The following is a 24,154-nucleotide window of genomic DNA, read 5'->3' as shown; positions in this document are numbered from 1 at the left end:
ACCTGGCGCAGGTCCTCGACGAACTCCGAGCCGCGCACCATGAGCGAGACCTCGAGGTTGAGCGTGAAGGAGCGCATGTCCATGTTGCTCGAGCCGATCACGGCGACGTCGTCGTCGATCGTGAAGTGCTTCGCGTGCAGGATGGTCGGCTTGCGGTACATCCAGATGCGCACGCCCGCGGTCAGCAGCGTCTCGTAGTACGAGCGCTGGGCGTGGTAGACCACGGCCTGGTCGCCGATCTCGGAGACGAAGAGCTCCACGTGCACGCCCCGCCGGGTCGCCGTCGTGATCGCGTAGAGCATCGCCTCGTCGGGCACGAAGTACGGGCTGGTGATGATGATCGACTTCTGCGCCGAGTAGAGCAGCGTCAGGAACAGGCGCAGGTTGTTCTCGCCCTCGAACCCCGGGCCGCTCGGCACCACCTGGCAGTCGATCGTGTCGCGCTGCTGCAGCGCCTCCATCGGCTCCGACTCCCGCAGGAGCAGCTCGTCGGTCTCGCTGTACCAGTCGGTGATGAAGATGGCGTTGATGCCCTGCACCACCGGCCCCTCGAGGCGCACCATCAGGTCGTGCCAGTGCAGGCCGCGACGGATGTTGCCGCGCTTGTTGTAGCTGGAGTCGACGACGTTCTGCGAGCCCATGAAGGCCGCGTTGCCGTCGACGATCAGCAGCTTGCGGTGGTTGCGCAGGTCCGGCCGCTGGTACTGGCCGCGCCACGGCCGCACGGGGAGCATGTACGACCACGAGGCGCCCGCCCGCTCGAGGGCGCGCAGCCGGCGGTGGGTGCCGCTGTAGTAGCCGGGCACGCGGATCGACGCGATGTGGTCGAGGAGGATCCGCACCCGCACCCCGCGCGCCACCGCGCGGTCGAGCGCGTCGAAGAAGGGCGCGGTGGTCGAGTCGGCGGCGAGGATGTAGAACTCGCAGTGCACGTAGCGGCGGGCGCGGTCGATCTCGGCGGCCATCGCGCGGATGGTCTGCTCGTAGTCGCCCTGGAGGCGCGCGTCGTTCCCGCCGACCAGCGGCATCGCCCCGAGGTTGCGGTTGAGGGTGACCACCGACTCCAGCCACTGCGGCCACGGGTGCTCCCGGGCGACGCGGTCGATGCCGTCGGTCGACTCCAGGATGAACCGGTTGATCTCCTGCTGCTTCCGGCGGCGCTTGCGCGGCAGCCGGTAGCTCCCGATGAAGAGGAACAGCAGGATGCCGACGTACGGGATCAGGAAGATCGCCATCAGCCAGGCGAGGCCGGTGGTCGGACGGCGGTTCCGCGGCACGACGATGACGGCGATCACGCGGACCACGAGCTCGACGACGACGGCCGCGATCGGGAGGATCACCGCCCAGTCGGGTGCGGGCACCGCGCCTCCTCGTTCGTCGTGCGGAGCCGCTCAGCGGGCGTGGAAGGCACCCGCGCGGCGGCGGTGGTCAGGAGGCGTCGCGGGGAGGCAGGCCGCGGCGCTCGCGCTCGCGGGCCTCGATGCGGTCGTACGCTCGGCGCTCGTTGCGGTCCGAGCGGATGAGGGCGCGCATCACGAACCAGAAGATGGCTCCGACCGTGATCGTCGGCACGAGGGCCCACAGCCCCTGGTTCCACAGCTCCCAGTCCATGCGGCGATCCTACCCGCGGCACCGGCGCGGGAGCCGTGAGCCCGGAGGCCCGTGCGCCCAGCGGCCTTCGCGGGCGCTGGGCGCTACTGGCTCTCGACCGACTTGTTCAGCGCCGCGGCATCGGAGTTGAGGCCCTCCAGCTCCGAGCGCAGGCCGTCGTACACGGCGATGTCCGCGTCGATGGCGGCGCGGGTGGCGTCGACGGCCTGGCTGCGGGCGAGCAGATCGGCGCGCTCCGTCTCGAACTCGGCCGTCGATCCGAAGTCGCCGCTGTCGGCGCGCGAGTTGAAGTCGTCGATCTCGACGTTGAGCGCGTCGTACTCTGCGTTGTTCGCGTCGATCCGCGCCGTGAGGTCGGCGTACATCGTCTCGATCCGGGAGACCAGGTCCTCGATGCGGTTCTCGAGATCGGTGAAGACCGCCTCGTAGCGGGCGTTCAGGCCCACGACGACCGAGCGGTCGTCGAAGAACTCGGCGTAGTGCGCCTCGAGCGCCGGTGGCAGGTCGGCCACCTCGGTCCCCAGGATCGAGTGCAGCTCGTTGACGCGCTCGCCGAGGCCGCCGGTGCGGTACAGCTCGAGGCGCTCGGCGATCGTGCCGTCCTGCGGGAGGGTCTCGTACGCGGCCTCGAGCTCGTCGCCCAGCTCGGCCTGCTCCTCCGCGTCGAGCCGCACCCACGCCGCGTGCAGCATCTCGTGGGCCGCCGTCACGTCGCGGATCCCGTCGAGGTCGGGATTGGCGACGTCCGAGATGTAGATGCTGGTGCCGGTGTAGCAGCCGAGGACGATGTCGTCGGAGGCGCCGTAGCCGCAGAGGTCGTTGAAGCCGGCGGTCGGCTCGACCGACGGGCTCGACGCGTAGTAGAGGGCGCGGCCGCGGTCGGACATGGCGGTCCGCTCCGCGAAGCCGGCGATCGTGGGGTCGGGCGTGAACGCCTCGGCCGCCCGCCGGTCGGCCAGCGCGGTGCCGACGTCGCCGGAGGAGGCGAGGACGCTCGCGGCGACCGCGGTCCCCACTCCGAACTGCGCGATCGTGAGGACGCCCGCCGCGACGGCCGCGACGATGCTCGATGCCCTGACCATGTCTCCCCCCTCGGCTCCTGCGACCCTACTTGACGAGCGGGAAGAGGATCGTCTCGCGGATCCCGAGGCCGGTGATCGCCATCAGGAGGCGGTCGATGCCCATGCCCATGCCGCCGGTGGGGGGCATGCCGTGCTCGAGGGCGCGGAGGAAGTCCTCGTCCAGGCGCATCGCCTCGTCGTCGCCCGCGGCGGCCTGGCGGGCCTGCTCGACGAAGCGCTCGCGCTGCACGACCGGGTCGATCAGCTCGGAGTAGCCGGTGGCCAGCTCGAAGCCGCGGACGTAGAGGTCCCACTTCTCGACGACGCCCGGGATGCTGCGGTGCGCGCGCACGAGCGGCGAGGTGTCGACGGGGAAGTCCATCACGAAGGTCGGACGCGTCAGGCCGCCCTTCACGAAGTGCTCCCACAGCTCCTCGACGTACTTGCCGTGCGTGGGGACGTGCACCTCGACGCCCTCGCGCGCGGCGAGGGTCTCGAGCTCGGCGAGCTCCGTCTCCGGCGTGATCGCGATTCCGGCCGCGAGCGACAGGCTCTCGTACATCGAGATGCGGTCCCACCGGCCGCCGAGGTCGAACTCGGTGCCGTCGGCCCAGGTGACCACGTGCGAGCCCGCGACGGCCTGCGCCGCGTTCTGGATCAGCTCCTGGGTGAGGTCGGCGATCGAGTTGTAGTCGCCGTACGCCTGGTAGGCCTCGAGCATCGCGAACTCGGGCGAGTGGGTGGAGTCGGCGCCCTCGTTGCGGAAGTTGCGGTTGATCTCGAAGACCCGGTCGATGCCGCCGACGACCGCCCGCTTGAGGTAGAGCTCGGGCGCGATGCGCAGGTACAGCTCGGTGTCGAAGGCGTTCGAGTGCGTGGCGAAGGGGCGGGCGGAGGCGCCGCCGTGCATCACCTGCAGCATCGGGGTCTCGACCTCGAGGAACTCGTGGGAGGCGAAGGTGTCGCGGAGGGAGGCGTTCACGCGGGCGCGGGTGACGACCGTCTCGCGGGCCTGGGGGCGCACGATCAGGTCGAGGTAGCGCTGGCGCATCCGGGTCTCGTCGCCGAGCTCGTTGTGCAGGTTCGGCAGCGGCAGGATCGACTTCGCGGCGATCGTCCACTCCGACACCCACACGCTCAGCTCGCCGCGCTTGCTTGAGACGACCTCGCCCTCGACGAAGAGGTGGTCGCCCAGGTCGACGAGCTCCTTCCACGCCGCCAGCGACTCCTCGCCCACGTCGCCGAGCGAGACCATGGCCTGGATCCGCTCGCCGTCGCCGGCCTGCAGCGTCGCGAAGCAGAGCTTGCCCGTGTTGCGCTGGAACACCACGCGGCCCGCGAGGCCGACGCGCTCGCCGGTCTTCACGTCCGGCTCGATGCCCTCGTGGCGCGCCCGGACGGCCGCGATGGTGTCGGTGACTCCGACCGCGACGGGGTAGGCGCCGGCGCCGAGGTCGTCGCCCGCGAGCTCGAGCAGGCGCTCGCGCTTGGCGAGGCGGACGGCCTTCTGCTCGGAGGCCTCCTGCTGCGCGGCCCGCTCGGCGGCGGCCTGCTCGGAGTCGGACTGCTCGGCGGCGGGGGTCGTGGACTCGGGGACGTCGGGGGTGTCGGCCATGAGGGGTCGCGGTGCTTTCGGTTCGGGGCGGACGGCCGCGATCAGGCGAGCAGGATCGGGGCGTTGTCGAGGAGGCGGGTGGTGCCGACGATCGCGGCGACGAGCACGAGTGCCGGGCCGCGGTGGTCGGCGTCGACCGGGAGGAGCGTCGCGGGATCCACGACGACGAGGTAGTCCAGCTTAACGAGCGGCTCGGCGTGCGCGACGGCCTCGGCGGCCTCGATCGCCGCGGCGGCACCGCGGTCCGCGGCCTCCGTGGCGGCCGCGAGGAGGCGCGGGAGCACGAGGCCCGCGCGGCGCTGCTCCTCGTCGAGGTAGCGGTTGCGGCTGGAGCGGGCGAGCCCGTCCTCCTCCCGCACGATGCCGACGCCCTCGATCGCGACGGGCAGGTCGAGGTCGCGGACCATGCGGCGCACGAGGAACAGCTGCTGCGCGTCCTTCTGCCCGAAGACCGCGACGTCCGGCTGGGCGATGCTCAGGAGCTTGGCGACGACGGTGAGCATCCCGTCGAAGTGGCCCGGTCGCGCGCGCCCCTCGTAGAGGCCGCCGACCTCGCCCGCGACGACCCGCGTCGAGGACGGCCCGTCGGGATACATCTCGGCGACTCCCGGGGCGAAGAGGAGGTCGGCCCCGGCCGCGTCGAGCAGGGCGGTGTCGCCCTCGAGGTCGCGCGGATAGCGGTCCAGGTCCTCGGTCGGACCGAACTGCAGCGGATTCACGAACACCGACACGACGACGACGTCGGCCAGCTCGCGCGCCCGCTCGACGAGGGCGAGGTGCCCGGCGTGCAGGGCGCCCATCGTCGGCACGAGCGCGATGCGCCGACCGGCCCGCCGCGCCTCCTGCAGCCGCTCGCGGAGGTCGCCGATGCGGTGGACGGTGCTGATCACCCGACGATGCTACCGGCGGGCCCGCGACCAGCGGGGCCCTCGGCACGGAGACGCCGTGCTCCTCCGCGAGGCACCGCCTCCCGAGCGGCGTCCCACCCGGGGAGCGGCGTCTCGAGCGGCGCCGCCCGTCAGCCCGCCGCGCGGCGCAGGGCGTCGTCGACGGAGGAGCGGACGAGACTGGAGAGGAAGAAGCCCGGCTTCTCGACGCCGATGCCCGCCAGCAGTCCCGCCGCCTGGTCGACGATCGCGGTCGAGAAGGTCGTGGCGGTCGAGACGGCCTCCGCGTAGGCGGCGCGGTCCGACTCCGCCACGGTGACCGGCTCCCCGCCCATCTCGACCACCAGCGCCTGCGCGATCGGCAGCACCGGGCCCGGTGCCGACACGGCGAAGTAGGTCTCGGCGAGGCGCGCCAGGTCGAGGCTGGTGCCGCTGAAGGCCATCGCCGGGTGGACTGCCAGGGGGATGACCCCGGAGGCGAGCGCCGGAGCGAGCACCCCGTAGCCGTGCTCAGGCGCCGTGTGCAGCACCAGCTGGCCGGGCTGCCACGCTCCGGTCGCGGCGAGCCCCGCGACCAGGGCGGCGATCTCGCTCCCGGGGACGGCGACGATCACCAGCTCGCTGCGCTCGACGAGCTCGGGGATCGCGAGCACGGGGACTCCGGGGAGCAGCGCGTCGGCGCGCTCGCGGCCGCTCTCGCTGGTGGTGGCGATCCCGATCACGGCGTGGCCGGCCCCGGCGAGCGCGGCACCCAGCACCGGGCCCACGCGTCCGGCACCGATCACGCCGACGCCCAGGCGTCCGTCGCGGCGGTTCTCAGGCATGCGGTTCCCCCTCCGGAGCGGGCCAGTCGGGCAGGGCGGGTGCGGCCGCGCGCCGCCCCCACTGGTGGCTCGCGTCGCGGTCGGCGGCCCGCACTCCGGCCGTCGCGAGGCTCTCGAAGAAGGCGAGTCCGTCGGCCGCGCTCATCACCGGCACGAGCGGAGTGACGGGGCCGGCCACCGTGTGCACCCGCGCCGAGGCCAGCCCGAGCAGGCGCTGGAGCGGTCCCTGCTGGACCCCGACGCTCTGCATCCGCGCCAGGGGCACCACGGCGACCCGCCGCCAGACCGCTCCGCTGCGCAGGATCGCGACCTCGTCCGTCAGCCGGTACCCGGTCCTCCGGAACGAGAAGGGGCGGAGCCACACCGCCGAGCGCGGCGCCCGGGTGAAGCCGGCCGCGTCGCGGTGCCGGAGCGCGTCTCCGACGGGCGTCGACTCCGCTCCCTCGGCCGGTCCGGGCAGCAGGAGGGCGAGGACGCGCTCGACGGCGGCGAGGTCGCCGACGGGCAGGATCGTGGTGTTCGGCTCGCCGTTCGCCCCGCGGGAGGCCGCGTGGCCGGCGCGGTCGATCCGCACCTGCCACCAGCCGAAGGGGCGCCAGAGCAGCGGCTGCGTGATCTCGACGGCGTGGATCCGGCCGGGCGGGATCGTGTCGCTGCTGGTCGAGAGCACGCCGTAGCCGACCCGCACGCCGTCGGGCGTCGCGGCGATCGAGTACCGGAGCGAGCGCACGAACTGGCGGACGTAGTAGCTGCCCGAGCCGATCAGGCCCGGCAGGATCGCGAAGAGCACGTAGGGCGAGCCGTAGACGGCGACGAACACCACGGCGACGACCGAGGCGGCCAGGAACAGCGTGAAGCCGCTGAAGACGAGCGAGCCGAGGAGCCGGCCCGGCGGGATCGAGACGACCGACTCGGGCGGCGTCTCGTCCTGAGGCTCGCCGAACTCCTCCAGCCGGCGCGCCAGGAACCCGCCCGCCGGAGCCGCACCGTCGACCGTCGCCTCCCGCTCGCGCACCCCGGACGCGAGCCGCAGGATGTCGCGGCGCAGGGCGTCGACCAAGCGCGACCCGAGGTACGACAGCTGGACGTTCGCGTCCTGCCCGGCCACGCTCACCTCGAGCTTCGCGGCTCCGAACAGCCGCGCGAACAGCGGACGCTGCACCGCGATGCCCTGGATGCGGTCCAGCCGCGCCCGCCGGTTGGTCCGGAAGAGCACGCCGGAGCGCACCTCGACGAGCTCGTCCGTGATGCGGAAGGTGTGCATCCGCCAGGACAGCCAGAACGCGAAGACGGCGACCGCCAGGCCCACCGCGACCGCCAGCAGCGCCCAGCCGACGAGACCGCGGCGCAGCAGCTCGTCGACCGGATCACCGCTCTCGAACCCCTCCGGCCCGGGCAGGAACAGCTCGACCAGGCGCTCGCGGAGGTTCGTGATCACGATGCCGAGGACGACCAGCAGGCCGATCCCGCCCTTGAGGACCGGGGTCGCGGGATGGAGGCGGTGCCACTCCCCGTCGGCGAGGTCCGTCTCGACGGCGCGGAGCTCGGTCACAGGCCGGCCCGGCGCGACTCGGCGAGCTCGACCAGGCGGTCGCGGAGCTCCTCCGCGTCCTGCTCGGCCAGGCCCGGGATGCTGACGCCGGTCGCCGCGGCGGCGGTGACGAAGCGGAGGTCGGCGAGGCCGAGCGCCCGGGCGAGCGGCCCGCGGTTGACGTCGATGAGCTGCATCCGCCCGTACGGCACCGACACGAAGCGCTGGAACATGATGCCGCGGCGGAAGAGGAGGTCGTCCTGGCGCAGGAGGTAGCCGTAGGCGCGCGCACGGCGCGGGGCCACGATCAGGAGGGTCACCGCGAGGGCGGCCGCGGCGGCCATCGGGATCCAGCCCCACGGCAGGCCGATCAGCATCAGCACCACGGGCACGGCGAGCAGCAGCACGCTCGACACGACGGCCGACACGATCTCGACCGCGACGTACCGGGGCGAGACGCGGCGCCACTCCCCCGTGATGTCGAGGCGGTCCCGCCGGCGTCCCCTCGCGTCGCGGCGGGTCGTCGGCGACGCGTCCTCGGGCTCGGCGGGCATGGCGTCGTCCTCACTGCCCGCGGCGGTCCGGGCGTCGGCGTCAGGCGTGGTTCACCTCGCCTACGGCGGTGTCGTCGTCGTCGCTCGGCGGGATGGTGCACAGGTGCTCGGCGACCAGGCCGGCCACCAGCAGGACGAGCGCACCCACGATGGTCGCGACGTCCTGCCACACGGAGCCTAGCGAAGGGATCGCACGGCTCAGCAGGTACACCAGGATGCCGCCGGAGGCTCCGAGCAGCAGAGCACCGACGTGGCTGGACGCCTTCGCCAGCACCACGACGCGCATCGCCCGGAACGGATCGATGGGCCGGCGCAGCGTGCCCTTCGTGGCGCGGTGGATCGGGACGGCGAAGCCGAGCACGAGGGCCGCGACCACGATCAGGGTCAGCGGAACCGTCAGCGGCGGGATGAGCACGGGGCGGCCGGCGGCGGCGATCGCGAGGTCGAGGAGGAACCCCGCGACGGCCCCGGCGAGGCCGAGTCCGAGCAGGGTGCTGATGCGGGTGCGCCTCACGGGGTCCTGCTCTCGGGGTCGGCGGTGCTGCCGCGGGCGGAGTCGCGCCCCGGCCAGGTCAGCCCGGCCGGGTGGTCGGTCACGCGGTCGGTCGCCCGTGCTCGCAGCTCGGCCACGGGTCCGGCTCCGGGAAGGACCGCCGCCGGCTCGACGTCGAGCCACGGCTCGAGCACGAACGCCCGCTCGGCCGCCCGCGGGTGCGGGAGGGTCAGGTGCGCGTCGTCGCGGAGCACGCCACCGACCGCGATCACGTCGATGTCGAGGGTCCGGTCGCCCCAGCGCTCCTCGCCCTCGCCGCGGATCCGGCCGCCGGCCGATTCGATCGCCGCCGTCGCCGCGAGCAGGTCGTCGGGCTCGAGGACGGTCGAGCCGGTCACGACCGCGTTGAGGTACCCGGGCGCGTCCTCGTCGACGCCCTCGGGCTTCCACGCGGGCGACTCGACGACCTTGGACACCGCCTCGATGCGCAGGCCCGGCGTCGTGGCGAGGGCCCGCAGCGCCTCCTCGAGGTGCGCCAGGCGGTCGCCGAGGTTGCTGCCGAGCGCGAGCACGACGTGGCGCACCGGGCGGACGCGCTCCTGCCGCGGCCTCACGAGCGGGTCCTCGTGATCTGCACGGCGACGTCCTCGAACGGCAGCGGGATCGGCGCGTCCGGCTTGTGGACGGTGATGCGGACGACGTCGGCGGCGGCGAAGCCCAGGGCGACCCGGGCGAGGCGCTCGGCCAGGGTCTCGATGAGGTCGACCGGGTCGCGGGTCACCGCGTCGGCCAGGGCGATCGCGAGGTCGCCGTAGTGCACCGTCTCGGCCAGCGCGTCGCCCTCGGCCGCCGGCGCGGTGTCGAGCCAGACCGTCGCGTCGATCACGAAGTCCTGGCCGTTCTCGCGCTCGAAGTCGAAGACGCCGTGGTGCGCGCGCACGCGCAGCCCGGTGAGGGTGATGGAGTCGCGCACGGCGAGGGCGGCGGGGTCGATCGCGGTCACGGGGTCTCCTCCTGGAGTCGGGCGGCGAGGGCCAGGGCGCGGGCGGACGAGCGGACGTCGTGGACCCGGACGCCCCAGGCGCCGTGCTCGGCTGCGACGAGGCTCAGCATGGCGGAGACCTCGTCGCGCTCGGCGGCCGGGGCGCCGGCGGGGGCGAACGGAGCGAGGAACCGCTTGCGCGAGTGGCCGACCAGGACCGGGAAGCCCAGCGAGACGATCGCGTCGAGGCCGGCCAGCAGCGCCCAGTCGTGTGCGCCGACCTTCGCGAAGCCGAGGCCCGGGTCGAGCAGGAGGCGGTCGTCACGGATCCCGGCCTCACGGGCGGCGTCGACGCGGCGCTCGAGCTCGCCGCGGACGTCCGCCACCACGTCGCCGTAGGACGCGAGAGCGGTCATGCCCGCGCTGTGCCCGCGCCAGTGCATCGCGATGTAGACGGCGCCGCGCTCGGCGACGAGCGGGAGCATCCGCGGATCGGCGAGGCCGCCGGAGACGTCGTTGACGACGACGGCGCCCGTGTCCAGAGCGGCCTCCGCTGTGGCGGCGCTCATCGTGTCGATGCTGACGCGCACCCCCTCCGCGGCGAGGGCGCGGACGACGGGCAGCACGCGGCCCTGCTCGGCGGCGGAGTCGACGCGCGCCGCACCGGGGCGGGTGCTCTCGCCGCCGACGTCGACCAGGTCTGCGCCGAACGCGGCGGGTCCGTCCCCGGCGGGCCGGGTCAGGTCGAGGCCGTGGCGGACGGCGTCGTCGACGGACAGCCAGCGGCCGCCGTCGCTGAACGAGTCCGGAGTGACGTTGAGGATCCCGAGGAGCGCGGCGCGTCCGGTCGGCGTGAGGTCGGCGACGGTGGTGTCCACGTCACTCCCCCCGCGCGGCGCCGATCAGCGCGACGATCTCGGCGCGGGCGGCCGGGTCGGCGAGGGAGCCGCGGGCGGCGACCGTCACGGTCGAGCTCGCGGTCTGGCGCGGCCCGCGCATCCGCACGCAGCCGTGCTCGGCGTCGACCACGACGAGCACTCCCTCGGGAGCGAGGCCCTGCTCGAGCGCGTCGGCGATCTGCTCGGTCATCCGCTCCTGGATCTGCGGTCGCGATGCGACCGTCTCGACCACGCGCGGCAGCCGGCCGAGGCCGACGACCCGCTCGCGCGGCCGGTAGGCGATGTGCGCGACACCGAGGAACGGCAGGAGGTGGTGCTCGCAGACGGAGCGGAAGGCGAGGTCACGCACGATCACCGTCTGGTCGAGCGGCGACTCCTGGCCGCCCTCGACCACCGCGAACGTCTCGGTCAGCTGGGCTGCGGCGTCGTCGTCGAACCCGCCGAAGAACTCCTCGTACGCCTCGGCGAACCGCCGCGGCGTGTCGAGAAGTCCCTCGCGGCCCGGGTCGTCCCCGATGGCCGCGAGGATCTCGGCGACGGCCGCCTCGATGCGCGCCTTGTCGACGGGCACGCGCGCGCTACGCCGTCGCGGGGCGCGGGTTGATCAGCGGCGGGCGCTTCGGCGCGACCTCGTCGGCACCAGCGGAGGAGACTCCCCCGTCGGTCGCACCCGAGTCGATCGGCGCCTTGGCGACCGGGACCGCGATGGGCGGCAGGTCGGACAGGGGGCGCTTGTCGCTCGAGAGCCACTGCGGGCGCTCGTCGATGCGGCGGACGTCCTTGAAGATCTCGGCCAGCTGGTCGTGGTCGAGCGTCTCCTTCTCGAGCAGCTCCATCGCGAGGCGGTCGAGGATGTCGCGGTTGTCGTTGATGACCTGCCACGCCTCGTCGTGCGCCTGCTCGATGAGCTGGCGCGTCTCGGCGTCGACCGTCTCGGCGATCTGCTCGGAGTAGTCGCGCTGGTGGCCCATGTCGCGGCCGAGGAACATCTCGCCTGACGACTGGCCGAGCTTGACCGCTCCGACGTTCGCGGACATGCCGTAGTCGGTGACCATCTTGCGGGCGATGGAGGTCGCCTTCTCGATGTCGTTCGACGCTCCGGTGGTGGGGTCGTGGAAGACGATCTCCTCCGCGACGCGGCCGCCCATCGCGTACGTGAGCTGGTCGAGGAGCTCGTTGCGGGTCGTGGAGTACTTGTCCTCCAGCGGGAGCACCATCGTGTAGCCGAGGGCACGACCGCGCGGAAGGATCGTGACCTTGGTCACGGGGTCGGTGTGGCGCATCGCCGCCGCCGCCAGAGCGTGTCCGCCCTCGTGGTAGGCGGTGATCAGCTTCTCCTTGTCGCGCATGACCCGCGTGCGGCGCTGCGGCCCCGCGATGACGCGGTCGATGGCCTCGTCGAGCGCGCGGTTGTCGATCAGCTGCGCGTTGGAGCGGGCGGTGAGCAGTGCGGCCTCGTTGAGGACGTTGGCCAGGTCGGCGCCGGTGAAGCCCGGAGTCTTGCGGGCGACGACCTCGAGGTCGACTCCCCCGGCGAGCGGCTTGCCGCGGCCGTGGACCTCGAGGATCCGCTTGCGGCCGAGCAGGTCGGGGGCGTCGACGCCGATCTGGCGGTCGAAGCGGCCCGGACGCAGCAGCGCGGGGTCGAGGATGTCGGGGCGGTTCGTCGCCGCGATCAGGATGACGTTCGTCTTGACGTCGAAGCCGTCCATCTCGACCAGCAGCTGGTTGAGGGTCTGCTCGCGCTCGTCGTGACCGCCGCCCATTCCGGCGCCGCGGTGGCGGCCGACGGCATCGATCTCGTCGACGAAGATGATGGCCGGCGAGTTCTCCTTCGCCTGCTGGAACAGGTCGCGGACACGGCTCGCGCCGACGCCGACGAACATCTCGACGAAGTCCGATCCGGAGATGGAGTAGAAGGGGACGCCCGCCTCGCCCGCGACCGCGCGCGCCAGCAGGGTCTTGCCGGTGCCGGGAGGGCCGTAGAGCAGGACGCCCTTCGGGATGCGGGCGCCGACGGCCTGGAACTTCGCGGGCTCCTTGAGGAACTCCTTGATCTCGTGCAGCTCCTCGATCGCCTCGTCGGCGCCGGCGACATCGCCGAACGTGACCTTGGGCGACTCCTTCGAGACGAGCTTCGCCTTCGACTTGCCGAACTGCATGACGCGGTTGCCGCCGCCCTGCATGCCCGAGAGCATCAGCCAGAAGAACGCGCCGATCAGCAGGATGGGGAGCAGGAAGCCGAGAGCCGAGAGGAACCAGTTGGTCTGCGGGACCTCGTCGTTGTAGCCGGTGCTGCCGAGATCGGCCGCGGACACCGCGTCGACGACCTCCGCGCCGCGAGGGGCCACGTAGTAGAACTGCACCTGCGTGCCGTTGTCGCCGTCGGCCTGCTTGAGCGTGAGATCGACGCGCTGCTCGCCGTCCACGATCTTCGCCGAGTCGACCTTGCCGTCCTTCAGGAGGTCGAGACCCTCCTGCGTCGTGACCGGCCGGAAACCGGACATGGTGATCAGCGAGGAGCCGATCCACACCGCGACGATCGCCAGGACGACGTAGAGGATGGGACCCCGGAAGATGCGCTTCACGTTCATGCTTGTTGCGGGTGCGACACCCGGCGCCTTTCTGACGAGGAGATTGTGCCTGCCAGGCTACCTCCCGCACTCTGAGCGCCGCCCACGCGTTCGCCGTGGGCCGAACGGCCGCGGGCTGTGTTGTCCGGCGGGGATGCGGCGGGCCGCATCCCCGCGCGCGGTCGGCTTCGCGACGGGGTGCGTTCCGCAGAGCGGGTGCTGTCGGACTGCCGGGAAACGCTGGCACGCGTCGGCACCGTCCGGCGGGGATGCGGCGGGCCGCATCCCCGCGCGCGGTCGGCTCCACGAGATGGTGCGTTCCGCAGAGCGGGGTGCGTCGGACTGCCGGGAAACGCTGGCACGCGTTTCCCGGTCCGCGTCCTCTGCCTTGCGGGTGGAGGTCGCGGGGATCGGCGCTTCGGCAGTAGGGACGCGCCGTGAGAGCGCAGGAGTTGTCGCACTCGAGCTCGACAGCGACGACTACTGCGGTCTCGGGAAGGAGGCGAAGGTGTCCGAGCAGGACGCGCCGCGAGAACGCAGGAGTTGTCGCACTCGAGCTCGACAGCGACAACTACTGCGGTCTCGGTGGGGGGCGAAGGTGTCCGGGCGGGGCGCGCCGCGAGAACGCAGGAGTTGTCGCACTCGAGCTCGACAGCGACGACTACGGCGGTCTCGGAGGGGGCGAAGGTGTCCGGGCGGGGCGTGCCGCGACGAGGGGCAGCAGGCGCGGACGGACGGACGGGCCCGCCCGGCCCGCGTCAGGCCGACTCGAGGAGGGGCTCCGGGTCGCGGAGGACGGGCACGAGGCCACGGCGGCGGCGGGCGGCGGCCAGCACGGTCACGGCGAGCGCCCCGACCAGCCAGAGCACGAGCACCAGGACCGCGTGCGCGACTCCGATGCTGCCGCCGGCGATCAGCGAGCGGAACGCCTCCACCGTCCAGGTCAGCGGCAGCACTCCGTGGATCGCCTGGAAGAAGGCGGGAGCGGTCTCGACCGGGTAGGTGCCTCCGGCCGAGGACAGCTGCAGCACGATCATCAGCAGCGCCAGGAACCGGCCCGGGGCGTCCAGCAGCGCGATCAGCGCCTGGTTGATCGCCACGAAGGTGAGGCTCGTGAGCACGGCGATCCCGATCAGCCCGGGCAGGTTCGACGCCTCGACGCCCACTCCGAAGCGGATGACGAGCGCGGCCAGGACGCCCTGGGCGACCGCCATCAGCGCGCCGGGCAGGTAGCTGCGCAGCGCGATGACCCAGGCGGGACGGCGCGCGGCGAGGAGGCGGGAGCTGAGCGGGGCGCTCATCAGGTAGAAGGCGAGCGCGCCGACCCAGAGCGCGAGCGCCATGAAGTAGGGGGCGAGGCCGTAGCCGTAGGACGGCACGCGGTTCATCCGCTCGGCGTCGATCCCGACCGGGGCGGCCGCGACGGCGCTGAGCTCCTGAGCCTGCTCGCCGGTGTAGGTGGGCACGTCGTCCGCGCCGTCCGAGAGCTTCGTGTCGAGGGTGCGCGATCCGGAGGCGAGCGAGTCGATCCCGTCGGCGAGGTCCTGCGAACCGGTGGCCGCGTCGGCCGAGCCGGTCGCGGCGGTCTCGGCGCCGTCCGCGAGGTCCGAGGCGCCCGTCGCGAGGGCGGCCGTCCCGGAGGCGAGGTCGGAGGCGCCGGCGGCCGCGGAGGCGATGCCGCTGGTGAGCGGGCCGACCGCGCCGGAGAGGGTGTCCACTCCGCCGGCGACCTGCGCGGCTCCGCCGTCGAGGGTCGCGGCTCCCTGGGCGAGGGCCTGCGCACCGGTCTGCAGCTTCTGGGCGCCGTCGGCGGCGGAGGTCGCCCCGGTGGACAGAGCGGCGGTGCCGGTCGCGAGGTCGGCGGCTCCGCTCGAGACCGTGGCGGCACCGGCGGCGAGCGCCGTCAGTCCGCTGCCGTCGTCGCCGACGAGCGCGGTCGCGCCGGAGGCGAGCGTCTGCGCGCCCGCGTCCGCCGAGGCGGCTCCGCCCGCGAGAGCGGCCGCACCCTGCTCGAGGGCGGTCAGCTCGGCCACGCGCTGGGCGTCGGACAGCGAGTCGTACCGCGAGAGCAGGGAGGCGAGGCCGGAGTCGACTCCGGTCGCTCCGGTGGCGAGTTGCGGAGCGGCGGTCGCGAGCGCTCCCGCGCCGGTCGCGAGCTGCTGGGCTCCTGCGAGGGCCTTCCCCGCTCCGTCGGAGAGGGAGGCGGACCCGGTGGCCAGCGCCTCGGCGCCGGACGCCGCCGAGGACGCGCCGTCCTTCAGGGTCGACGTCCCCGCGGCGAGGTCGGTGGCGCCCGAGGCGAGCGACGCCGCTCCGCCGTCGAGCTGCTGGGCGCCGTCGGCGACCGTGCGGGCTCCCGTGTCGAGCGCCGCCGCCTGGTCGGGCAGCTGCCCGGTCCCGCTCGCGATCCGCTGGAGTCCCGACGAGAGGTCGGACGCTCCGGAGGCCGCGCTCCCCGCGCCCGAGCGGAGGGAGTCGGCGCCGGTCGCCATTTGCGCGGTGCCGTCCTGCAGCTGCGCGAGCCCGACGACCAGCTCGGAGGAGCCGGACGCGGCGGTCCCGGCGCCGTCCGCCAGCTGAGCGGCGCCGTCGGCCGCCTGCTCGAGGCTCGAGTGCACATCGGTGAAGCCGAGGTAGACGTTCTCGAGGTAGGTCGCGCCGACCTTCTCCTCCAGCGTCTTCGTCACGGTGGTGCCGATGGTGGAGGCGATGTTGCCGACGATCAGGTTGGCCGCGTCGTTCGTCTCGATCGACAGCTTCGCCTGCACGGCCGCGGCGGGGTCGTCGCCGCCGACGGAGGCGACGTCGGCCGAGAAGCCGGCCGGCACCGTCAGGACGGCGAGGACGTCGCCGGAGGCGAGCTCGCGGGACGCCTCGTCGGCACCGGTCGCCGTCCAGGCGAAGTCCGAGCCGGAGGTGTCGGTGGTGAGCTGCTCGGTCAGGTCGTCGCCGAGGGCGAGCGCGGAGCCGTCCGAGGCGGTCGCGCCGGTGTCCTCGTTGACGATCGCGGCGGGCACCGTGTCGAGGTGGTGCGTGGGATCGAGGTTGGCCGAGGTCAGCAGTCCCGCGTAGATCAGCGGGATGAGCGCGATCGCGGCGAAGACGACGACGAGGCGCGGGTTCACGGCGCGCAGGGCGCCGCGGAGCGGGGAGGTGGTCATGGTCCTTCTACTTCGTGGAGTGCAGGGCGGCGAGCCGCGGCGAGGCGACTCCGGTGACGAGGAGCTCGGCGATGTCGGCGGAGGCCGAGGCCGCGGGACGGCGGGCGTCGCCGTCGAGGAGCCAGCCGACGACAAGCCAGGTGGTGCCGGCGGCGAGGAGGACGGCGAAGCGCTCGACGCGGGCATGGTCGCCGCCGCCCGATCCGCGCTCGGCGAGGGGCGAGAAGGCGAGGAGCCGCTGCGCGAGGAACGCGACGACCGACTCCTGCACGGCGCGGGCCGTGCCTCCGCTCAGCACGCGGCGGTAGAAGTCGGCGTGCACGAGCAGGCCCTCGAGGAGCCCGCGGACGATGCGGGGGACCGCGCCCTCCCAGTCGGCGGGGGCGGTGCCGGGAGCGACGTCGCCGAACAGCGCGTGCATCCGCTCCACCGCGGCGGCCTCGATCAGGGACGGCACATCGCCGAAGTGCTGGTAGAACGTGGGGCGGCTGACGCCCGCGGCGCCGCAGAGCTCCGTGATGGAGGGCTGGTCGTCGCCCGGGCGGTCGAGTGCCGTCGTGATCGCGGTGAGCAGGAGCTCGCGCGAGCGGGTGAGCCGCGGATCGGTCACGGGGTCCTTCTTCCCGGCGCGAGGAGCGCCTTCTTTACGTCCGTCAGATAACTTACAACCGTAAAGAAGAGCGCGCAAGCGTCAGGAGGAGGGCGGCTCCGGGAGCAGCGTCGCGATGGCGGACGTGTCGACGATCACCGAGTCGTGCGGAGTCAGTCCAGGGCTCCGGGGCGTCGGCACCGGCAGGCGCACGAGCAGGGCGCCCGGATCCACGCCGAAGCGCCCGGAGCGGGTGCGGCCGACCGGATCGCCGTCCAGCTCGGCGAGCACCGGCTGGTCGAGCTCGAACGAGAACTCGCGGCCGGGCCACTGCCGGAGCGAGGCGAGCCCGTTGCGGTTGCCGGTCGCGACATCCAGCGCGAGGCCGAAGCGCCGACGCAGCAGCACCAGCTCCAGGTCGCCGTCGTCGAGCACCGCGCCCGCGGCCAGCTCGATGTTCGCCACCACGGAGCTGCAGTTGCAGGCCAGCACCATGAAGCAGCGCTGCGGAGGCTCCTCCGCGCCGTCGATCGTGAGGGTCACCTCGAATCCGGCCTTGAACATCGCCGGCGCCCCCGCCGCGAAGTAGGCGCCCCAGCCCACCCGCTTCTTCAGCTCCTCGTCCGTCTTGTCCATGATCTCGGCGTCCAGGCCCACCCCGCCCATCACCATGAACACCCGCTCCTCGCCGTCGTCGAACGCGGCCGTGCCCACGTCGATGGCGCGGTCCTGCCCGAGCAGGGCGATCTCCACCGCCTCGGGTAGCGAGCCGAGCGGGATCCCGAGGTTCCGCGCGAGGAGGTTGCCGGTGCCGCTGGGCAGCAGGCCGTAGGGGACGCCGGTCCCGCGCAGCACCGTGGCGACGGCGCGGACGGTGCCGTCGCCGCCCATCGAGCAGACCAGGTCCGGGCCCGCCTCGAGTGCGGCGCGGGCCGCGGCGGCACCGGAGTCGCCCGGGCTGGTCTCGAACCAGAGCGGCTCGTTCCAGCCGTGGCGGCGCGCGATCGTCGCGACCAGGTCCTCCGCGGCGCCGACGTCGTCGAACTTGCTCGGGTTGATCACGACGGCGACGGTGCGCTTCTCGGGTGCCTTCACCCCGTCAGTCTGACGGCACCGGCGACCGGTCCAGTCGCGCTGACGCCTCCAGGGCGAGCACGGCGCCGATCTCGGCCGAGAGCGTGGCGGGCAGCGACGGAGGCGCGTCCCAGCGGGGCCCGGCCAGCAGCACCCCGCGGCGGACGCTCGAGCTCTGCAGTGCGGCGACGCTGCCGGCGACGAAGCCGCGGACGCGAGCCGCCACCGCGGGCGCCACTCCGGCCGTCGTGGCGAGGTCGACGAGGTGCCGGTAGGCGATGCCGCCGAACAGGGCGCCGTCCCCCGATCCCTGGTCGACGAAGACGCCGTCGGGGGCGAGCCGGTCCAGCAGGTCCTCGGCCGTGCGGGAGGCGTGGGCGACCAGGCGGGGGTCGGGCCGCAGGCGGTGCAGGGCGAGCGCCGCGCCGACGTAGACGGCGTGGTTGTAGCTGAAGGCCCAGTCGTCGCGGGCGGAGCTGCCCTCGCGGCCGATGCCATCGGCGACGAAGCCGGTGTCGTCGTCGCGGAGGCGCACGTGCATCCAGTCGAGGGCGGCGCGCGAGAGCTCCTCCCGGCCGTCCGGTCGCAGCCGCTCCAGGCGCGCGCCGAGGATCGCGAACGGGCCGTTCGCGGGCGCGTTCTTGTAGTCCAGCTGCCGGCGGCGCCAGGCGAGGCTCGCCCCGTGGCGGAGGTTCCAGCCCTTCGCGACGGCGAAGCGCCACAGGCGGTCGGCCCGGTCGAGGAAGCGCGGGTCGCCGGAGGCCTCCCCGAGGCGGGCGAGCGCGCCACCGAGCCACATCATGTCGTCGAAGTAGCCGTTGACCAGGCGCCCGCCGTTGCGGAGGCGGATCGCGCGATGGATCCGCCGGGCCCGCTCCAGGTGCGCCTCGTCGCCCGTGCGCTCGAAGGCGTCGACGGCCGCGTCGATCGCGTGCGCGAGCCACCAGTAGTTGAACTCGAGGTCGGCCCGCAGCGAGGTCGGGTAGCTCATGTGGTAGCCCAGCAGCGGCACCGCGAAGAGCCGCTCGAGGCTCTCCTGCGCGGTGTCCGCGGGGCTACTCGTAGACGTGCGGGGCGAGGACGGCGACATCGCGGAGGTTGCGGTAGCGCTCGGCGTAGTCGAGCCCGTATCCGATCACGAACTCGTTCGGGATGTCGAAGCCGACGTAGGCCACGTCGACCTCGACCTTGGCGGCCGCGGGCTTGCGGAACAGCGCGCAGATCTCGACGGACTCGGCGCCGCGGCTGCGGAGGTTGCCCTGCAGCCACGAGAGCGTGAGGCCGGAGTCGATGATGTCCTCGACGATCAGCACCTTGCGGTTCGTGATGTCGGAGTCGAGGTCCTTCAGGATCCGCACGACGCCGGAGGACTTGGTGCCGCTCCCGTAGGACGAGACGGCCATCCAGTCCATGACGATGTCGAGCTTGAGCTCGCGGGCCAGATCGGCCATCACCATCACGGCGCCGCGCAGCACCCCGACGATGAGCAGGTTCTCGCCCGCGTAGTCGCGCTCGATCGCGCGGGCCAGGGCGCGGATCCGCTCGTGGATCTCGGCCTCGGTGTAGAGGACCTCGGTGATGTCGTCGGCGATGTCGGCTGCTTCCACCCGGCCACTCTACGGGTGCCCGGCCCCCGTCTCCCCTCCGCGAGACTCCGCTCCTGTACACCTCCGCCGGCGAGTCGCGTGCCGGAGCGGCATCTCGCGGGGAGGGGTCGGGCGTCGCGCGGGGACCGGGGGTCGCGGGAACGGGTCAGGAGGCCGCGGGCGCGAAGACGAGGGTGGTGCCGCGGCGGGTGGCGAGGACGCCGGGGAGGTCGACGCCCTTCTGGCCGTGCCAGTCGGTGACGAGCGCGGCGACCGCCAGCGTCTGCGAGCGCGAGAGCGCGACTCCGAACTCGTTCGCCACGACCAGGCGGATGATCCGCTGCCGCAGCGCCGGCGGGTCCGCCGCGAGCCCGCGCGCGTCGACCGTGACGTGCCCCGCCTCGTCCTGGCCCACCAGCTCGAGCGCCCAGTCGAGGGCGAGCGCGTCGAGCGCGTCCCCGTCCTCCCGCAGCTGCTCGGCCGTGCGCGCCAGAGCCTGGGCCACTCCCGGCCCCAGCTCGTCCTCCAGCACGGGCAGCACGCGGTTCCGCACCCGGACCCGCGAGTAGCGGGGGTCGTCGTTGTGCGGGTCGTCCCACGGCACGAGCCCCTGGTCGGAGCAGGCGAGGCGGGTCGTCTCGCGCCGCAGGCCCAGGAGCGGCCGCCTCAGCGGCCCGCTGACCGGCGCCATCCCGTGCAGCGAGGCCGCACCGGCTCCGCGGGCGAGCCCCAGCAGCACCGTCTCGGCCTGGTCGTCGAGGGTGTGGCCCAGGAGGATCGCGGCGGCGCCCGTCGCGGTCAGCGCGTCGTCGAAGGCGCGGTAGCGCGCGCTGCGGGCGGCCGCCTCCGGACCGCCCTCGGCGGACACCGTCACCACCTCGCGCAGCACCGGCGCGAGCCCCAGCCCGTGCGCCTGCTCCGCGGCCCGCCGCGCGACCTCCGCCGACGCCTCCTGCAGCCCGTGGTCGACGATCACCGCGCCGGCCCGCCTCCCGCCCCGCGGGGCCTCGAAGCCGACCGCCGCCGCGAGCGCGAGCGAGTCCGCTCCCCCGCTCAGCGCGACCAGCACGAGCGCTCCGGGGTCGAGCCCGTCGAGGCTCTCGCGCACCGCCCGCCGCAGATCGGCGACGGCGGGGGTCAGGCGGGGGCGATCGGGCACATCAAGTAACGTAATGCCAGCGATCCGCCCCTCCCGCGCGCGCACCCGCGCGAGCGTTCCGGAGGCCGATCCGTCCGCCGATGCGCCGCTCACGGCGCCACCGACTCAAGGAGAGAGCATGGCCGCATACGACGTCGTCGTCGAGATCCCCAAGGGGAGCCGCAACAAGTACGAGGTCGACCACGAGACCGGTCGCGTCTACCTCGACCGCGTGCTCTTCACCTCCTTCGTCTACCCGACGGACTACGGGTACTTCGAGAACACCCTCGGCCTCGACGGCGACCCCGTCGACGCGCTGGTGCTGCTCGAGTACCCCGTCTTCCCGGGCGTGGGCGTCTCCGTCCGCCCGGTCGGCGTGCTCAACATGAGCGACGAGGCCGGCTCCGACGCGAAGGTGATCGTGGTCCCCGCGAAGGACCCGCGCTGGCAGCACATCCAGGACATCGGCGACGTCCCGGAGCAGACGAAGAACGAGATCAAGCACTTCTTCGAGCGCTACAAGGACCTCGAGCCCGGCAAGTGGGTCAAGGTCGACGCGTGGGGCGACGCCGCCGAGGCGGAGCAGATCGTCCAGGACGGCATCAAGAAGCTGGCCGAAGAGGGTCACTGACCCCTCGCATCAACGAAGGAACCCCCTCCCGTCGTCTCGACAGGAGGGGGTTCTCTCGTTGTGCGGTGCGGCCGCGGCTCAGGCGGCCGGGCGGCCGACCATGCCGGCGGGCGTGCCCCAGGTGTTCCAGATGCGCACGGGCTTGCCGTAGTCGGCGGCCTCGATGATCTGGTTGTTCCCGAGGTAGATGGCCACGTGGTAGTAGTCTCCGCCGCCGCCCCAGAAGATCAGGTCGCCGCGCTGGCGCTGGCTGTAGGGGACGAGCTTGCCGGCGCCGGCCATAGTGTTGTACTGGTTCGTCGCCGAGTGGGTGCCGATGTAGATGCCCGAGGACGCGTACGAGGCCTTGGTGAGGCCGGAGCAGTCCCACTGGTCCGGGCCCATGCCGCCGAGGACGTACTCCTCGCCGAGCTGAGCCATCGCGTACGAGATCGCGTTCTCGACGGCGCCGCTGGTCGGCACCAGGACCGGAGCGGTCACCGGCTGCGGGAGCGGCTGAGCCGCCGGCTGGGCGATCGGCTGAGCAGCGGGCTGGGCCGGAGCCGGAGCCGGAGCCGGCTGCTGCTGCGCGGGCTGCGGAGCGGCGGGCTGCGGGAGGGACGCGGTCTGACGCGACGGGGCGGCGGTGTCGGCCTGCGCCGAGGACTGCTGCTGGGCGGAGCGGGCGGTGGACTGCGCCTGAGCGGCGGCCTCCGCCTCGGCCTGCGCCTGGGCGGCGGCCTCGTCGGCCTGGCGCTTCTGCTCGCCCGCGAGGTACTGGGTCTCGGCCTCGACCGAGGAGTCCTTCAGCAGCGCGAGCTGGGCGACCAGCTCCTGCGACTTCTCCTCCTGCGCCGAGAGCGACGCGCGGGCCGACTCGGCGGCGGCGTCGGCGTCCTTGCGGGCGGCGTCGGCCTCGTCCGAGAGCGCCTGGTGCTCGGTGACGGCGCGGTCGGCCTGGTCGCCGAGCGACTCCGCGTTCTGCTTGTCGGCGAGGGCGTCGGCGTAGACCTTCTGCGACTGCTCCGAGAGCTGCGACATCGCGCCGAGCTGGTAGAGCAGGTCGCCCGCGTCCTTGCCCTTGGCCACGAGGCTGGCGGAGAGGTCGCCGCCGGCGGCGCGAGAGAGGTGCGCGGCCAGCAGGCCGGCGCGCATCTTCGAGGTCTGGGCCTTGGCGGAGGCGGTGGTCGCCTTCTCCTCGAGGTCGGCGACGGCCTTCGCAGCGGCGTCGAGCGCCTCCTTGGCCTGGCGCCAGGCCTCGGCCTTCTTCATCGCGGTGATCGACTTCTCGTCGACCGCGGTCTGCAGGCTCGCGATGAGGCCGGTGATCGAGTCGATCTCGGCCTGCTTGCTCGCCTCGTCCTTCTTGGCGTTCTGCACGTCGTCCCACGAGGGGTACTTCGCGTCGTCGGCGAGGGCCGGGGTGATGCCGAGGGACGCGGTGACCGCCGTGACCGCGAAGGCGGCGGAGATGACGAGCGGGAGGCGGCCCTTCCAGGCGCGCTCCCGGGGTGCCGGGGTGAAGGTGCGTGCGGTCGTCTGTGCGTCAGCCAAGGGTGACTCCTCGTTGGGCCATGAAAGGTTGGGCGTCGACGGCGGAGCCGTTGACGCGGGTCTCGAAGTGCAGGTGGCAGCCGGTGGAGGCGCCGGTCGAGCCGACGGCGGCGATCTGCTCGCCCGCCTGGACCTGCTGGCCGACGCGGACGAAGATCCCGCCGGACATGATGTGGGCGTAGCCGGTGCTGATGCCGCTGCCATGGTCGATCAGCACCCAGTTGCCGTAGGTGCCGTTGGGGCCCGCGTAGGAGACGGTGCCGCTGTGCGCCGCGAAGATCGGGATGCCGCAGCCGCCCGCGAGGTCGGTGCCGCGGTGGTACGAGCCGGAGGATCCTCCGCCGGTCGAGATGCTGTCGCGCGGGCCGAAGGTGCCGGTGATGCGGCCCCCGGCGGGGCGGACCCAGCCGGAGTCGCTGACGGCGCTGGAGCCGCCGCCGCCCGAGGGGGCGACGTACCCGCCGCCGCTGCCGCCGCTGGACGCGGCTGCGGCCCGGGCGGCCTCGCGGCGCGCGGCCTCGGCCTGGGCGGCGGCCTGACGGGCGGCCTCCTCCTCGGCGAGCTTCCGGAGGCGCTCGGCCTCGCGGGCGGCGACGCCGGCCTCGTACTCGGCCACGGTCTTCGACTCGGTGTCGCGGAGCGCGGCGAGCTGCTGCTCGAGCACGACGCTCTGCTCCTGCTGCTCGGCGAGCGCGGCCTCGGACGCCTCCTGGGCGGCGGTCGCCTCGGCCAGCTTCTGCTCGGCGGCGACGCGGAGGCGCTCGCGCTCCGTCTGCGCGACCTCGGCCTGGTCGGCGAGGGACGACGCGGTGTTCCGGGCGGTGCTGGCCTGCTCGTAGATCGCGGAGGAGCGCTCGACCAGCTTGGTCATGCTCCCGATCTTCGACAGCAGCTGGTCGGCCTGGCCGGCCTTCTGGTCGAGGAAGATGTTGACGGACAGGTCGGTGCCGGTGCTGCGGTAGAGCTGCGCGGCGAGCAGGCCCGCCTGCTGCGAGGCCTTGTCGGCCTCCTCGGCGCTGGCGGCGGCCCGGTCCTCGAGCTTCTTCGACTGGTCCGAGGCCTCGTCGAACGCCTGCTGAGCGGCGAAGTGCTCGTCGCCGCGCTGCTGCGCGAGCTGCTGAGCGGAGGCGACCTCGCTCTGGAGGTCGCCGATCAGGGACGTGATCCGGTCGACCTGAGCGGCCGCGGCGGCGGTGTCGCCCTTCGCCGCCTCGACGTCGGCCCACGACGGGTACTCGACCGCCTGGGCGGGAGTGGCGACGAGCAGGCCGGCGACGAGCGCGACGACGGCGGAGGCCAGGGCAGCACCTCGGAGTCGCCCGAGTCGCGGCGCGCCGGGGAGGCGGGCGGGACGCGGACGGCGCAGGGAGTGGGGCATGGGACCTCGGGGATAGGGGGCCCTCCCTCCGCGG

Annotated in this window: 23 protein-coding genes; 1 reads left to right on the top strand and 22 read right to left on the bottom strand. The window is 73.4% G+C overall.

Annotated features, from left to right (window positions below):
• The 20 genes from cls to tilS all read right to left on the bottom strand — a co-directional run.
• On the bottom strand, nt 1-1,361 hold a 1,361-nt coding region (cls, locus tag C5C74_RS03215; RefSeq protein WP_104350971.1), incomplete at its 3' end, for a cardiolipin synthase.
• Nucleotides 1,362-1,428: 67 nt separating this feature from the next.
• Nucleotides 1,429-1,611, bottom strand: a complete 183-nt coding sequence (locus C5C74_RS03210) for a hypothetical protein (protein WP_104224094.1) — start codon at nt 1,609-1,611, stop codon at nt 1,429-1,431.
• An 83-nt stretch (nt 1,612-1,694) separates the two neighbouring features.
• Nucleotides 1,695-2,693, bottom strand: coding sequence for a hypothetical protein (locus C5C74_RS17270; RefSeq protein WP_181134638.1), 999 nt, complete (start codon nt 2,691-2,693; stop codon nt 1,695-1,697).
• Nucleotides 2,694-2,718: 25 nt separating this feature from the next.
• Entirely contained in the window at nt 2,719-4,287 is a 1,569-nt protein-coding gene (gene lysS / locus C5C74_RS03200) for a lysine--tRNA ligase (protein WP_104326418.1), read from the bottom strand.
• Nucleotides 4,288-4,328: 41 nt separating this feature from the next.
• On the bottom strand, nt 4,329-5,177 hold the full coding sequence (panC, locus tag C5C74_RS03195) for a pantoate--beta-alanine ligase (protein ID WP_104350970.1): 849 nt from the start codon (nt 5,175-5,177) through the stop codon (nt 4,329-4,331).
• Between the two features lie 128 nt (nt 5,178-5,305).
• Nucleotides 5,306-5,998, bottom strand: a complete 693-nt coding sequence (locus tag C5C74_RS03190) for a Rossmann-like and DUF2520 domain-containing protein (RefSeq protein ID WP_104224097.1) — start codon at nt 5,996-5,998, stop codon at nt 5,306-5,308.
• The gene (locus C5C74_RS03185) at nt 5,991-7,550 is read right to left on the bottom strand and encodes a PH domain-containing protein (RefSeq protein ID WP_104238409.1); all 1,560 of its coding nucleotides are present in this window, start codon (nt 7,548-7,550) and stop codon (nt 5,991-5,993) included. Before C5C74_RS03185 ends, C5C74_RS03190 begins: the two co-directional genes overlap by 8 nt.
• A complete protein-coding gene (locus C5C74_RS03180) occupies nt 7,547-8,083 on the bottom strand; it encodes a PH domain-containing protein (protein ID WP_104238408.1) in 537 nt (178 codons plus the stop codon). The genes C5C74_RS03185 and C5C74_RS03180 overlap by 4 nt, the downstream gene beginning before the upstream one ends.
• A gap of 40 nt (nt 8,084-8,123) precedes the next feature.
• Nucleotides 8,124-8,597: a DUF3180 domain-containing protein gene (locus C5C74_RS03175; RefSeq protein ID WP_104224100.1), complete on the bottom strand. Its 474-nt coding sequence runs from the start codon at nt 8,595-8,597 to the stop codon at nt 8,124-8,126.
• Nucleotides 8,594-9,190, bottom strand: a complete 597-nt coding sequence (folK, locus tag C5C74_RS03170) for a 2-amino-4-hydroxy-6-hydroxymethyldihydropteridine diphosphokinase (RefSeq protein ID WP_104248066.1) — start codon at nt 9,188-9,190, stop codon at nt 8,594-8,596. Before folK ends, C5C74_RS03175 begins: the two co-directional genes overlap by 4 nt.
• Complete coding sequence (gene folB, locus C5C74_RS03165) at nt 9,187-9,579, bottom strand: dihydroneopterin aldolase (protein ID WP_258063638.1); 393 nt, start codon at nt 9,577-9,579, stop codon at nt 9,187-9,189. Before folB ends, folK begins: the two co-directional genes overlap by 4 nt.
• A complete protein-coding gene (gene folP / locus C5C74_RS03160; RefSeq protein WP_104350969.1) occupies nt 9,576-10,436 on the bottom strand; it encodes a dihydropteroate synthase in 861 nt (286 codons plus the stop codon). Before folP ends, folB begins: the two co-directional genes overlap by 4 nt.
• A gap of 1 nt (nt 10,437) precedes the next feature.
• Nucleotides 10,438-11,028, bottom strand: a complete 591-nt coding sequence (gene folE, locus C5C74_RS03155) for a GTP cyclohydrolase I FolE (RefSeq protein ID WP_104282504.1) — start codon at nt 11,026-11,028, stop codon at nt 10,438-10,440.
• A 7-nt stretch (nt 11,029-11,035) separates the two neighbouring features.
• Nucleotides 11,036-13,051, bottom strand: a complete 2,016-nt coding sequence (gene ftsH / locus C5C74_RS03150; protein WP_104224104.1) for an ATP-dependent zinc metalloprotease FtsH — start codon at nt 13,049-13,051, stop codon at nt 11,036-11,038.
• Between the two features lie 737 nt (nt 13,052-13,788).
• A complete protein-coding gene (locus C5C74_RS03145; protein ID WP_181134637.1) occupies nt 13,789-16,191 on the bottom strand; it encodes a YhgE/Pip domain-containing protein in 2,403 nt (800 codons plus the stop codon).
• A gap of 7 nt (nt 16,192-16,198) precedes the next feature.
• Nucleotides 16,199-16,801, bottom strand: a complete 603-nt coding sequence (locus C5C74_RS17265) for a TetR/AcrR family transcriptional regulator (protein WP_104248069.1) — start codon at nt 16,799-16,801, stop codon at nt 16,199-16,201.
• Nucleotides 16,802-16,882: 81 nt separating this feature from the next.
• On the bottom strand, nt 16,883-17,875 hold the full coding sequence (locus C5C74_RS03140) for a diacylglycerol kinase family protein (protein ID WP_104234307.1): 993 nt from the start codon (nt 17,873-17,875) through the stop codon (nt 16,883-16,885).
• Nucleotides 17,876-17,879: 4 nt separating this feature from the next.
• On the bottom strand, nt 17,880-18,944 hold the full coding sequence (locus C5C74_RS03135) for a glycoside hydrolase family 76 protein (protein ID WP_104350967.1): 1,065 nt from the start codon (nt 18,942-18,944) through the stop codon (nt 17,880-17,882).
• Entirely contained in the window at nt 18,910-19,461 is a 552-nt protein-coding gene (gene hpt / locus C5C74_RS03130) for a hypoxanthine phosphoribosyltransferase (RefSeq protein ID WP_104238400.1), read from the bottom strand. The genes C5C74_RS03135 and hpt overlap by 35 nt, the downstream gene beginning before the upstream one ends.
• A 145-nt stretch (nt 19,462-19,606) precedes the next feature.
• Entirely contained in the window at nt 19,607-20,599 is a 993-nt protein-coding gene (gene tilS / locus C5C74_RS03125; protein ID WP_104350966.1) for a tRNA lysidine(34) synthetase TilS, read from the bottom strand.
• 118 nt (nt 20,600-20,717) lie between these two features.
• On the opposite strand from tilS, the gene ppa reads away from it, so the two are divergent.
• Nucleotides 20,718-21,209, top strand: a complete 492-nt coding sequence (gene ppa, locus C5C74_RS03120) for an inorganic diphosphatase (protein WP_068255683.1) — start codon at nt 20,718-20,720, stop codon at nt 21,207-21,209.
• 78 nt (nt 21,210-21,287) lie between these two features.
• Here the strand turns inward: ppa and C5C74_RS03115 are convergent, their stop codons facing one another.
• Entirely contained in the window at nt 21,288-22,742 is a 1,455-nt protein-coding gene (locus C5C74_RS03115; RefSeq protein ID WP_104226017.1) for a C40 family peptidase, read from the bottom strand.
• A complete protein-coding gene (locus C5C74_RS03110) occupies nt 22,735-24,120 on the bottom strand; it encodes a M23 family metallopeptidase (RefSeq protein WP_104350965.1) in 1,386 nt (461 codons plus the stop codon). The genes C5C74_RS03115 and C5C74_RS03110 overlap by 8 nt, the downstream gene beginning before the upstream one ends.
• Nucleotides 24,121-24,154: the final 34 nt, after the last annotated feature.

It is taken from the genome of Rathayibacter sp. AY1E8, from assembly GCF_002931415.1.
In the GTDB taxonomy this organism is placed as follows: domain Bacteria; phylum Actinomycetota; class Actinomycetes; order Actinomycetales; family Microbacteriaceae; genus Rathayibacter.
Note: the sequence above shows the minus strand (reverse complement) of the source record. Positions and strands in the feature narration are given on the sequence as shown.